This is a genomic window from Streptomyces sp. NBC_00414, assembly GCF_036038375.1.
In the GTDB taxonomy this organism is placed as follows: domain Bacteria; phylum Actinomycetota; class Actinomycetes; order Streptomycetales; family Streptomycetaceae; genus Streptomyces.
The window spans coordinates 1,422,325-1,434,852 of sequence record NZ_CP107935.1; the positions used below are offsets into that span (position 1 = coordinate 1,422,325).

Here is a 12,528-nt window from a genome sequence, read left to right on the forward strand (position 1 = left end):
ACAGATTCTGACAGCGCGACACATGTGTCCGTCAAGGCTCCGGTAAGCGCGTTCTGTCCGTCCCGGCACATCGGCCTGATTCCCACGGTGGCGTGCAGGGCCCGACGGGGAGGCCGGTGCCCGTGTGCGGGAACCGCCGCGCCGTGTGCGGAGGACCCCGAAGCACTACCCTGGAACGCAAGTGATCCACCTGTTCACCGTGAGTGCGCGTACGGGAGTGGCGGCGATGTGAGGAGCCACAGCGAGACATCGGGCGACGGCCCGGACTATCCGTTCGACGAGACCCCCACGGCAAGGGCCGTCGTCGACGGTGACGGAATCGTCGTCGAGTGGAACGAGGGCGCCCGGCGCCTGCTCGGCCATGCGCCGGCCGATGTCGTGGGCCGGCCCGCCGCGAGGTTGCTGGCGCCCGACTCCGGGACACTGCGGCGTCCGACGGCCGACAACCGCTGGATCGGCACGCTCGCGCTGCGTCACCAGGACGGCCGCACGCTGCGCGTATGGATCCTCGCGCACCGGCGGCGCCCCGAGCTGGGCAACCGCAGCGACTGGCTCGTCGTGACCCCGCTGGAGAACAGCACCCTGGTGACGGAGGACGACTCCCTCTCCGCCACGTTCCTCGACCAGTCACCCTGCGCGACCGCGATCTTCGACGAGCGGCTGCGGCTGCGCAGGGTCAACGCGGTGATGGCCGAGTCGATGGGCCTCCCGGAGGAGCACATCCGCGGACTGCGGATCTCGGAGATCGGCGGCCGGCCGCAGAACGAGGAGCTTGAGGGGCACATGCTCCGGGTGCTCCTGACCGGGCGGCGCGAGGACGTGCAGACGTACCTGGGCACCGCGCCCCAGGGCCGCGCGCAGGCCTGGCTGGCGCGGATGGCGCCGCTGACCGACGCCGAGGGCCGGGTGCGCGGCATCTCTCTGTCCGCCCACGACTTCACCGAGCAGTACCTCGCCCGGGAGCGGCTGCAGCTCGTGAACGAGGCCAGCATCCGGATCGGCTCGACCCTCGACGTCACCCGTACGGCGCAGGAGCTGGCCGATGTCTGCGTGCCCTCGCTCGCGGACTTCGTCAGCGTCGACCTGGTGGATCCCCCGGACCGCGGCGGCGAACCGCACAACGGACCGGTCCTCGCCCCCGTGAGTCTGCGCCGCGCCGCCCACCGGTCGGTGAATCCCGGCGATCCGGAGTCGGTGGTCAAACTGGGCGAGCTGGACGTCTATCCCGCCGGTTCCCCGCAGGCCGACTCCCTCGTGGCCGGCCGGCCCATCGTGGCCGCCGATGCCGCGACCACGCTCTCCGAGTGGCTCGACTGGGATCCGGTGCGCGCCGACCGCGTCAGGGAGCACGGCGTCCACTCGACGATGTCCGTGCCCGTCCAGGCCCGCGGCGCGACCCTGGGCGTCGCCGTCTTCACCCGGTTCCGGCGGCCCGACCCCTTCACCGCCGACGACGTGCTGCTGGCCGAGGAGGTCACGGCCAGGGCGGCGGTCTGTATCGACAACGCCCGCCGGTTCTCCCGCGAACGCGAGACGGCGATCGCCCTGCAGCGCAGCCTGCTGCCCCGGTCACTGCCGCGCACGGCCGCCGTCGAGGCGGCCTCGCGCTACCTTCCCGCGGCACGGGCGGGGGTCGGCGGCGACTGGTTCGACGTGATCCCGCTGTCGGGAATGCGGGTCGCCATGGTCGTCGGGGACGTCGTCGGCCACGGACTGCAGGCATCGGCCACCATGGGCCGGCTGCGGACCGCCGTGCGCACCCTCGCCGACATCGACCTGGCACCGGACGAACTGCTCACCCACCTCGACGACCTGGTCGTCCGGCTCTCCGCGGAGGCGGGCAGCGAGGGGACCACGGGCGAGGTCGGCGCCACCTGCCTGTACGCGGTCTACGATCCGGTCACCCGGCGCTGCACGCTCGCCCGGGCCGGTCATCCGCCACCGGTGATGCTTCCGCCCGGCGGCCCGCCCCAGGAGATCGACGTACCGTCGGGGCCGCCGCTGGGCCTGGGCGGGCTGCCGTTCGAGTCGACCGAGCTGAGACTCGCCGAGGGCACCGTCCTCGCCCTCTACACCGACGGCCTGGTCGAGAGCCGCGACCGTGACCTCGACGAGAGCCGCGCGCTGCTGTCCCGGGCACTGGCACGGACCTCGGGTTCCCTCGACGAGACCTGCCACGACATCCTCCAGTCGCTGCTGCCGCCCGCCGGCGCCTCGGACGACGTGGCCCTGCTGCTCGCCCGCACGAAGGGGCTGCCGACCTCCCAGGTCGCGACCTGGGAGGTCCCGGCCGACCCCGCTCTCGTCGGCCCGATCCGCAAGCAGGTCGTCCAGCAGCTGGACGTCTGGGACGTGAGCGAGGCGGCGTTCACGACCGAGCTGGTGGTGAGCGAACTGGTCACCAACGCGATCCGCTACGGCGAACGCCCGATCCGGCTCCGGCTCATCCACAACGCCTCCACGCTGATCGTGGAGGTGTCGGACTCCAGCCACACCGCGCCGCATCTGCGCCGCGCCAAGACGTTCGACGAGGGCGGCCGCGGGCTGCTCCTGGTCGCCCAGCTCACTCAGCGCTGGGGCAGCCGCCACACCACCGAGGGCAAGACGATCTGGGCGGAGCTGGTGTTCGGCGAGGACGGCCAGGACGGCGGGGAGGGCGGGAACAGCGCGGTCGGCGAGGACGGCGAGCACTGAGACGCCCCACGACGGCGTCCGGATCGAGGGCGTCCAGGGCCCCCGGCCCAGGGAACGCGCCGCCGCGTCAGCGCCCGCCGCCGTAGCCTCCCCCGCCGTAGCCGCCGCCTCCGTAACCCCCACCGCCACCGCCGTAGCCACCCCCTCCGTAGCCGCCTCCTCCTCCTCCGTAACCGCCGTCGGATCCGTCGTCGTACCAGCAGTAGTAGCCGTAACACGTCCAGCCGGAGGCGGACGCTGTGGGCTGCGGGGTCGGGGACGCCTCGGAAGGCGCGGGCTTCGGCTCGGCGGGTGGCGGTGTGCGGCTGGGCTTCGGCCCGGTGGCCGCCGTGGGCTTCGGCTTCGCCGTGTCGCCGTCCGTGTACGAGGTGATCCACTCCATCTGGAGCGAGTCCACCGAGGTGTCGAACTCCCAGCGCTGGGCCGCTCCGTCGGTACGGGTCCTCAGGACCAGCCCCGTCGCGTCGTCCCCCGAGACGGGGGCCAGCGCGAGCGTCGGCCGCCCCAGCGGCACCAGGTTTCCCTCCAGGGTGAAGTCGTAGCGGGCGCTCACCCGGTTCTTCTCGCCGTCGCACGACCCGAGACGGACCGAGGAGGGGAGCCGGGAGTCGAGGCACAGATCCTTGACCGCCAGGCTCCGCAGCAGCCCGTCGCCCTCGTACGACCACTGCTGCCGCTCCGAGGAGGTGCAGGTGGCGAGGACGACCTCGGCGCCCACACCGACCTTGCCGTCCGCGACACCGGCGCAGTCGCCGCTGCCCTCGTTGCGCAGCCGCCCGCTGAGCTTGCCGGGGCCCGTGTCGCCTGCGCCGATCCTGGTCGGGACCTCGCTCGGCTCCTCCACCGTGCTCCCGGCGCCCGAGGAACGTGCGGGTTCGTCCCCGCCTGCGGCCCACAGGACCAGGGGCACGAGGACGCAGCCGCTGACGACGAGTACGGCCAGCGCGAGATCGCGGCGCCGCCGTGGGAAGCGCCGCTCGGTGTGGCCGGGACCCGCGTCCGCGTGCGGCGGAAGCCGCAGGGCGTGGCGGGGGCCCAGCCGCGGGGCACGGTCGCCGCCCAGGGACGCGTAGGCACGCAGGTACGAGCCGGTGCCCGCCTGAGCCCCGGCATCCGGGCCGGCAGCCGCGTCCGAATCCGCTCCGCCCGCGCCCTCTCCGCCCCCACGGCCGCCGGAAGCCGGCCGGGAGCCGGTTTCCCGGTGGGGAGTGGTCTTCCGCCTGGGACTCGCGCCCCAGACGGAGTCGGAATCCGCGTCGAGGCCGCCTGCGGAGTCAGGGACGTGACCGGGGCCGGCAACCGAACGTCGTGCGTCTCCCGGGCCACGCCCGGCGCCCGACCGTGGGCCGGGCCCCCGGTGGTAGCCCGTCCTCGGCCCGGCCCCGGGACCTTCGCCGAGACTCTCGCCCGGCCCCGGCCCGGCTTCGGTCCCTGCTCCGTCGCCCGGATGGGTCTCCGCACCCGGATACGACACCTCGGCCGAGAAGAAATCTGCTCCCGGGTGGCGGCCGGTGTCCCAGTCGGACCCGGCCCCCGGTGCCGTGGACACCACGGGCCCCGCCGTCGCCTCCTCGCCACCGGTCCGGCGCCCGGGCCTGGAGTCGAGGTAGTCCAGGGCCGCCCACCCCAGCACCCCCTCGGCCAGCAGGACGGCCGGCCGGTCCCCGGACTGGTTCAGCTGCTCGGCCGCGTGCGGGCAGTGGTCGCACGCGGCCAGGTGCTGTCGCAGGTCGGGGTCGACGCTGTTGCCGCCCCGCCGGAGCGAGACGTCCAGGAGCCGGCTGTAACGGCGGCACTCGTCGTCGGGGGCGAGTTCGCGATGGGCTTCGAGGCAGTACTGGCGCAGCAGTTCCCGTGCCCGGTCCAGTGCCTGGGAGGCATCCTGGACGGTGAGGCCGAGCAGCCGGGCCGGTACGGCGAGCTCCTCGGCCTCGACCTCCGCGTGCCACAGAACGCAGCGGGCGGCCTCGGGCAGCCGTTGGAACGCGAGGGCCACCATGCGCCGGTTGTTCGGCGGAAGGAGCCGCGCCGCGGCCGACCCCTTGTCGTCCGGGGCGGACTGCAACTCGGGGTGCAGCATCCCCCGGCGTTTGTCCGCGTCCCATTCGCCCGCTATTCGGCGCACGGCGACCAGCAACTCCGGCCGCCAAGCCGCTCTGGGTCCGACCTGTCGAACCGATTCCCCGAAGAGGCGGGTGAATGCGGCGGTGGTGAGCATTCCGGCGTACTGCACACCGTTCGTGCACAGCCGGGCGTACGAGAAGACGGGCACCCAGTGCCGGCCCAGCAGTTCCCCTGCGGGATAGCGGGCGGGCATCTTGCCCGAACCCTTCTTCAGCTCTGCCGCGAGCCGCTCGTCGGTCGTGTCGAACAGGCTGCCGGTCGCGGGGGAATTCGACGGGGTCGCGTCGTTCACGTGCGCTTTCCTCCAGGGCCTCTACGCAGAATTAGTCCATACCAACAGGTACGGAAAACGTTGTCTGCACGCTGACAAGCTGCACCTTGACACAGCGAACCCCCAGGTAACAAGGGAACTCCCGCAATCCCCTTTACCTATCCACGATTTGACGGAGACAAAGTGTCAACAGGGCGGCCTGGACAATGTATTTCCGAATGACAAACTCCAAGTTACTTGGAGTAAGTACCGGTTTGATGCCAGTGGCCCGCCGCAGCGCCCGCTATTCCGTTGGAATATGCAACGCAAGAACGAGCAGAAGGAACGGGTGGCGACACTCGCACCCCCGTTCACCTCCGCGACCTGTCGTCTGATTCGATTGACAGAACGAAACCGACAATCACTTTCCGAAGGACGAACCCTGAGCTCCACACTCGCGACCGCCCTTTCCGCCGTTCTGCTCGTGGCGGTACTGGCCGGTGCCGTGATCCGGCCGTTCGGCCTGCCGGAGGCCACCGTGGCCGTGCCGGCCGCCGCACTGGTGATGGCCACCGGCGCCATCTCCCTCGACCACGCCCGGGCCGAGGCCGAACTGCTCGGCCCGGTGGTGGGCTTTCTCGCCGCCGTGCTCGTGCTCGCCAAGCTCTGCGACGACGAGGGACTCTTCCGGGCCTGCGGCGCCTGGCTGGCCCGCACGTCGAAGGGGCGGCCGCAACGCCTGCTGGCCGCCAACTTCCTGCTCGCGTCGGTCATCACGGCCGTACTGAGCCTGGACGCCACGGTCGTCCTGCTCACCCCGGTGGTGTTCGCGACCGTGGCCCGCCTCGGTGCCCGCCCGGGGCCCCACGTGTACGCGTGCGCCCATCTGTCGAACACGGCGTCGCTGCTGCTGCCCGTCTCCAACCTCACCAACCTGCTCGCGTTCACGGCCAGCGGCCTGAGCTTCACCCGGTTCGCCCTGCTGATGGGCCCCGCGTGGGCCGTCGCCATCGCCGCCGAGTACCTGGTCTTCCGCCGCTTCTTCGCCGACGACCTGAAGGACCTGAACGAGGACCCCTCGCGACCGGCCGGAGCCGACGCCGCAGGCGGGAGCGAGGCCGACCCCGTCGACATGCCCGTGTTCGCGCTGGCCACGGTCGCCTGCACCCTCGCGGGCTTCGTCGTGACGTCCGCGCTCGGGGTCGAACCCGCCTGGGCGGCCTTCGCGGGCGCCCTCGTCCTGGCCGTCCGCGCGCTGGCCCGCGGGCTCACCACCCCGCTCGCCGTCGTACGGGCCACCTCGCTGCCCTTCCTCGCCTTCGTCCTGGCCCTGGGCATCGTGGTGCGCGCCGTGGTCGACAACGGCCTCTCGGACGCGCTCGGCCACCTGGTACCCGACTCGGCGAGCCTGCTCGCGCTGCTCGGCATCGCGGTCCTCGCCGCCGCGCTGGCGAACCTGATCAACAACCTGCCGGCGGTCCTGGTCCTGCTGCCCCTGGCCGCGATGGCGGGACCCGGGCCGATCCTCGCCGTCCTGCTCGGGGTGAACATCGGCCCGAACCTCACGTACGCCGGTTCGCTGGCGACCCTGCTGTGGCGGCGGATCGTCCACCAGCACGACCACAGCGTGGATCTCGGTGAGTTCACCCGCCTCGGCCTGCTCACCGTGCCCGCCACACTGATCCCCGCCGTGGCGGCCCTCTGGCTGTCACTGCGCGTCTTCGGGACCTGAGGGACGCGCACGGGCACACGCGGGCACACACAGAAACGCGTACAGACATACGCACAGGCACACGTACGGGCGAGGTCGCGCAGAGAGCATTGACGCTGTGACATGGCCATGCAATGCTCCGTTTTGGGAGCGCTCCCACCCTTTTGCCGTCCACGCCGGACGGTGTCCACGGACCCCTTTCCAGGCACCGGGAGACGCTCCATGCCCACGTTTCCGCACGTGCACCGCCGCCCGACGAGACGACGTACCGGAAGAGCCGGAAGTGCCGGAAGTGCGGGAAGACGCACGACGGCCGCCCTGCTGACGGCTGTCCTCCTGGCGGGCGGGCTGGCCCTCGCGCCCGGCGCGGGCGCGGCGCGGTCCGTCGCCGATCCCGCCGCGGCGACCACACCCGTGCGCGTCAACCAGGCGGGCTATCTGCCGGACGGCCCCAAGCGCGCCACGGTGGTCACCACGGCCGCCGAGCCGCTGACCTGGCAGTTGCGCAGCGCGTCGGGCTCCGTCGCCGCTTCGGGCCGGACCGTAGTACACGGCCCGGACGCGGCCTCGGGCGAGGCGACCCACGTGGCGGACTTCTCCGCGTACCGCAAGACGGGCGCGGGATACGTCCTGGTGGTCGACGGGTGGAGCAGCGCGCCCTTCGACATCCGCGCGAACCTCTACGACAGCCTGCGCACCGATTCGCTGGCCTTCTTCTACCACCAGCGCAGCGGCACGCCGATCGAGGCCTCACTGGTCGGCCCCGAGTACGCACGGCCCGCCGCGCATCTCGGGGTCGCCCCCAACCAGGGCGACACGAACGTGCCGTGCCAGGCCGGGGTGTGCGACTACACCCAGGACGTGCGGGGCGGCTGGTACGACGCGGGCGACCACGGCAAGTACGTAGTCAACGGCGGGATCTCCGTCTGGCTGCTCGTGGACTCCTTCGCGCGGGCCAAGAGGGCGGGAACCGCGTCCGCGCTCGGCGACTCGACCCAGCGGATCCCCGAGCGCGGCAACGGCGTACCGGACGTCCTGGACGAGGCCCGCTGGGAGCTCGACTTCCTGATGCGGATGCAGGTGCCCGAGGGCAAGCCCTATGCGGGCATGGCCTTCCACAAGATCCATGACGCGGCCTGGACGGGTATCCCGACCCGGCCCGAACTGGACCCGCAGCCGCGCGAGTTGCACCGTCCGTCCACCGCGGCCACGCTCAACCTCGCCGCGACGGCGGCCCAGTGCGCGCGGGTCTTCAGGCCGTACGACCCCGCGTACGCGAAGCGCTGTCTGAGCGTGGCCCGCACGGCGTGGACCGCGGCGAAGGCCAACCCCGCGCTCTACGCGCCGGATTCGGACAGCACGGGCGGCGGCCCCTACAACGACTCCCAGGTCACCGACGACTTCTACTGGGCGGCGACGGAGCTGTACGCGGCGACCGGTGAGCGTGCCTACCGGGACGCGGTCACCTCCTCGCCCTGGCACACCTCGGCCGACGCGCTCACGGCGACCGGCTTCAACTGGGCCGACACCGCGGCGCTCGGCCGGCTGACCCTGGCGACCGTGCCGAACGGGCTGCCCGCCTCCGACATCAGGCGCCTGAGGGCGTCCGTGACGGCCGCGGCCGACGGGCACCTCGCCACGATGGCCGGACAGGGTTACGCGGTGCCCATCCCGGCGAACGGATACGTGTGGGGCTCCAACAGCCAGGTCACCAACAACGCGATCGTCGTGGCCACCGCCTATGCGCTGACCGGTCGACAGCGTTACCGGGCCGGGGTGTTGGAGTCGATGGACTACCTGCTGGGCCGTAACACGCTGGATCTCTCCTACGTGACCGGCTACGGCGACAGGTACTCCCGGAACCAGCACCACCGGTTCTGGGCGCACCAGTACGACGCCTCGCTGCCGAACCCGCCGGCCGGTTCCCTGGCGGGCGGCCCCAACAGCGGTCTGCAGGACCCGGTGGCGCAGGAGCACCTGGCCGGCTGCTCGCCCGCGGCCTGCTACATCGACGACATCGGCTCGTACTCCACCAACGAGGTGACCATCAACTGGAACGCCCCGCTGGCCTGGCTGGCGGCCTTCAGCGCCGAACGCCACCGCGGATAGGCGGACAGGGGGCGTCGTCAGTGTCGGAGTCCCGTGCGGTACGCGCCGGGCGGGGCTCCGTAGCGCTGCCGGAAGACCCGGTTGAAGTGGAACGGGCTGGCGAAGCCGGCGGCCGCCGCGACCCGTTCCACCGGCAGGTCGGTGGCCTCCAGCAACCGTGCCGCGTGCAGCAGCCGGGCGGCGAGCAGCGCCCGCATCGGTGACTGTCCGAGCTGCTGGGTGAAGAGATGGGCGAAGCGGGAGGGCGAGAGCGACACTCCCGCGGCCAGGGTCTCCACCGTGTGCGGCGCTCCCGGGTCGGCGGCGATGCGCGCCTCCGCCCGGCGGATCCGCGCGTCCGTGCCGGAGCGGTCCGCCTCCTCGGGTGCGGTGGCGGTGGCGGTCGCGGTGGTGAGCAGGACGATCGACTCCAGTGAGCAGAGGGCGAGTTCGCGGGCGGCGGCGCCGTGGGCCACGGCGACCCGGCCGTCTCCGGACCCTCCGGGTTCCCCGGGCTCCCGGAACTCGCCGTGCTCTCGGAACTCGTCGGGCTGCGAGGCGGGCGGGGCGCCCTCCCCGGTCCATCGAGCGTCGGCGAGCATCCGCCGGAACGTCCGCTCCAGCCGGTCCCTCACACCGGCCGGTACCGGTGTGACGGCGTACAGCCGGTCACCGAGCAGGTGGGGCCGCAGCCGGTCCGTCCAGGTGGGCCTGGCCTGGCAGTGGGCCCACCAGAACGTCCACTGCCGTGCGTCCGGCGCGACGGCGTAGCGGTGGGGCGTGCCGGGGCCGAGGACGACCAGGTCGCCCGCGCCCGCCAGGGTCCCGGTGGTTCCCTGGGTCAGCCGTCCCGCACCGCCCGTGGTCCAGGTGAAGAGCCAGCTGTCGGCGCCGCGCGGCCTGCTGACGCTGTAGCCGGGGCGCTCGTCGAAGCGGCCGACGGTCACCAGGCCCGGCGGCGGGGCGGGCGCAGCAGCCTCGGACAACTCGTCAGCACGCACAGGCATCCTCCCGGAAAGCGCTTGTCCCTAGCGTGAGGCATACAGGACACGGGAGCGAAGGGGTGGTCGCATGGCAGTCACGGACAGGGGCCTCGTCCGGCACTTCGAGGAGGACGGCTTCACGGTGGCGCGCGGCTTGTTCGCCCCCGCGGAGATCGACGCGCTGTGCGCCGAGTTCACCGCGCTGCACGCGGCCGGGCCGGTCCCGGGGCACTTCCAGCCCCGCGCGACCGAGGCCGAGGGGGCCGACCCGCTGCACGTCTACCCAAGGGTCATGCAGCCGCACCGCATCAACGACCTGGCCCGGCGCTTCCTCCTCGAACCCCGGCTGCGCACGGTGCTCGAACTCCTGCTGGGCGAAGAGGTGTTGGCGGCGCAGAGCATGTTCTACTTCAAGCCGCCTGGCGCCCGCGGGCAGGCCCTGCACCAGGACAACTTCTATCTGCGGACCGAGCCGGGCACGTGTGTGGCCGCCTGGATCGCCTGCGACGCGATCGACCGGGGCAACGGCGGCCTGGAGGTCGTCCCGGGCACCCACCGCATGGACGTGTTCTGCCCCGAGGAGGCCGACGAGGGCCTGTCGTTCGCCCGCGAGTACGTGCCGCCGCCGCCCGGCCTGTCCGCCGTCCCGGTCGACATGGAATCGGGAGACGTCCTCTTCTTCAACGGGACCCTGGTGCACGGCTCCCCGCCCAACCGCAGCGCCGACCGCTTCCGCCGCTCGTTCATCGGCCACTACGTCGGCCGTTCCACGGAACGCATCGGCCGCCACTACCCCACCCTGACGATGAGCGGTGATCCCGTCCCGCTGCCGGAGAGCGAGGGTGCGGGCCCGTGCGGCACGGAGTTCGCACCGGCGGGACCGCACTGAACCGCAGGGCCCGCCGGGTCAGGAGCGCAGCAACTCCGCGGCGCCCAGGTCGAGTACGCCGTCGTGCCAGGTCAGGCCGCGCAGATCGCGTACGACGACCGGGGCGTCGGTGTCCAGGCCGCGCGGTCCGACGCCGATGACGTACGCACCGGCCGCACTCCCCGCCTCGGCGCCCGCGGCGGCGTCCTCCAGGACGACGGTCCGCGCGGGGTCCACGCCGAGCTTGCCGGCCGCCGCGAGGTAGCCGTCGGGGGCGGGTTTGCCGTGCGTGACGTCGTCCGCGGTGACGAGCACGGGCGGCAGGGGAAGGCCCGCGGCGGCGAGGCGGGCGCGGGCCAGGCCGGTGACTCCGGAGGTCACGACGGCCCAGCTGCCGTGCGGCAGGCTCATCAGGAGGTCGAGTGCCCCGGGCAGCGCCGTCGTGGTGGCGGCCGCCTCGATCTCCAGGCGGTCGATCTCGGCGAGGGCGGCCGTCCGCTCCCCCGGGTCCGGCACCAGGAGGGCGACGGTGTCGGCGGAGCGCCTTCCGTGCACCATCGCCGTGACCTTCTCGGCGGACAGTCCGCGGGCCCGCGCCCACCGGCTCCAGGCCTGGTCGACGCCGAGGTCGGAGTCGACCAGCACGCCGTCGTTGTCGAAGAGGAGTCCCTCGCAGGGAATCCTCGTGTCCGGGATCTTCATGTACGGGGTCCGGGCCTTTCAGGTGACGGGACGGTTGCGGTAGCGGCCGACGAGTTCACGGGCGGCGGCCTGCATCCGGGCGGGCGGCAGTCCCTGGGCCAGCAGGGTCAGGTCGTCGACGACCATGTCCCCGATGCTCAGGAAGGCGTCCGGGATGCCGCCCGCGCGGTGGGCGGAGAGCACCAGCCCCTCCAGGCCGCGGGCCGGGTCGCCGGCGGCGACGGGTTCGTCGGGCCAGACGTCGATCCCCGCGAGGAGGCGGCCCTCGGCGACCCGGGCGAGCAGCGCGGGGAAGTCCACGACGGGTGCCCGGCTGACGAGGATGAGCCGGGCGCCGTCGGGCAGCAGTTTCAGTTCGCGCTCGCCGAGCAGACGGCGGCTGTCGTCGGTGACGGTGGCGAGCACGAAGACGAACGTGCTGCGGGCCAGAGTCTCGTCGAGGGTGGCCGGCACCAGGCCCTGGTCGCGCAGGACGGCGGGCGGCAGCCAGGGGTCGTACACGCGCAGGGTCGGGCGGAAGGGGGCGAGGAGCGGGTGGAGGCTGCGACCGAGGTTCCCGAATCCGATCAGGCCGATGTCCGCGCCGCGCAGCAGTACGGAGTCGGCGGTGCCGTCGGACACGTACCGCTCCCGTCCGGCGCGGAAGGCGCGGTCCTCGCGGCTGATGCCGCGCGCCAGGTCGAGGGCGAGCCCGAGGGCGTACTCGGCGACGGCCTGGGCGTAGGCGGGTCCGCAGCCCAGGACGTGGATGCCGCGCCGGAAGCACTCCTCGTAGTCGACGTTCGGGAAGAAGTTGCCCTCGATGTTGAGCAGGGCCCTCAGCTCGCCCGCGCGGGCCAGGCGTTCGGCGGGCAGGTCGGGCTGGCCGACGACGGCGAAGGCGTCCGGCAGCACCTGGTCGAGGGCTTCCTCGGTGTCCGGCTCGACGACGGTGAACCGGTCGTGGAGCCGGGCCAGCGCGTCCGGGCGGAGGATGCGCTCCCTGGGGTGCGGGTCGGGGCGCAGGATCACGAGCGGCTTGTGCGGGGTGCTCACGGCTCTCCTTGCATCCGTCACGGTTCTCCCGGCCCCCGTACGCACGGTGGCCCGGCGCCGCCGGTGCGGCAGT

General features: G+C 72.8%; 8 protein-coding genes. 4 read left to right on the forward strand and 4 right to left on the reverse strand.

Annotated features, from left to right (window positions below; all coding sequences use genetic code 11):
• Positions 1-228: 228 nt before the first annotated feature.
• Positions 229-2,694 carry a SpoIIE family protein phosphatase gene (locus OHS59_RS06240; RefSeq protein ID WP_328492394.1) on the forward strand — a complete coding sequence of 822 codons (2,466 nt, stop codon included), beginning with the start codon at positions 229-231 and terminating at the stop codon, positions 2,692-2,694.
• A 67-nt stretch (positions 2,695-2,761) separates the two neighbouring features.
• Here OHS59_RS06240 and OHS59_RS06245 read toward each other — a convergent pair whose 3' ends face one another.
• Positions 2,762-5,110 (reverse strand): ricin-type beta-trefoil lectin domain protein, encoded by a 2,349-nt coding sequence (locus OHS59_RS06245; RefSeq protein ID WP_328492395.1) that lies wholly within the window; start codon positions 5,108-5,110, stop codon positions 2,762-2,764.
• A gap of 400 nt (positions 5,111-5,510) precedes the next feature.
• On the opposite strand from OHS59_RS06245, the gene OHS59_RS06250 reads away from it, so the two are divergent.
• Both OHS59_RS06250 and OHS59_RS06255 read left to right on the forward strand, forming a co-directional pair.
• Positions 5,511-6,800: an arsenic transporter gene (locus OHS59_RS06250; protein ID WP_328499076.1), complete on the forward strand. Its 1,290-nt coding sequence runs from the start codon at positions 5,511-5,513 to the stop codon at positions 6,798-6,800.
• 201 nt (positions 6,801-7,001) lie between these two features.
• Positions 7,002-8,888 (forward strand): glycoside hydrolase family 9 protein, encoded by a 1,887-nt coding sequence (locus tag OHS59_RS06255; RefSeq protein WP_328492396.1) that lies wholly within the window; start codon positions 7,002-7,004, stop codon positions 8,886-8,888.
• 17 nt (positions 8,889-8,905) lie between these two features.
• Here the strand turns inward: OHS59_RS06255 and OHS59_RS06260 are convergent, their stop codons facing one another.
• On the reverse strand, positions 8,906-9,874 hold the full coding sequence (locus OHS59_RS06260; RefSeq protein WP_328492397.1) for a helix-turn-helix domain-containing protein: 969 nt from the start codon (positions 9,872-9,874) through the stop codon (positions 8,906-8,908).
• Between the two features lie 64 nt (positions 9,875-9,938).
• Between OHS59_RS06260 and OHS59_RS06265 the strand changes: the two genes are divergently transcribed.
• Positions 9,939-10,739, forward strand: a complete 801-nt coding sequence (locus OHS59_RS06265) for a phytanoyl-CoA dioxygenase family protein (RefSeq protein ID WP_328492398.1) — start codon at positions 9,939-9,941, stop codon at positions 10,737-10,739.
• A gap of 18 nt (positions 10,740-10,757) precedes the next feature.
• Here the strand turns inward: OHS59_RS06265 and OHS59_RS06270 are convergent, their stop codons facing one another.
• Together OHS59_RS06270 and OHS59_RS06275 are read right to left on the reverse strand one after the other, a co-directional pair.
• Positions 10,758-11,420, reverse strand: a complete 663-nt coding sequence (locus tag OHS59_RS06270) for an HAD-IA family hydrolase (RefSeq protein ID WP_328492399.1) — start codon at positions 11,418-11,420, stop codon at positions 10,758-10,760.
• Between the two features lie 18 nt (positions 11,421-11,438).
• Positions 11,439-12,455, reverse strand: a complete 1,017-nt coding sequence (locus OHS59_RS06275; protein WP_328492400.1) for an NAD(P)-dependent oxidoreductase — start codon at positions 12,453-12,455, stop codon at positions 11,439-11,441.
• Positions 12,456-12,528 lie beyond the last annotated feature (73 nt).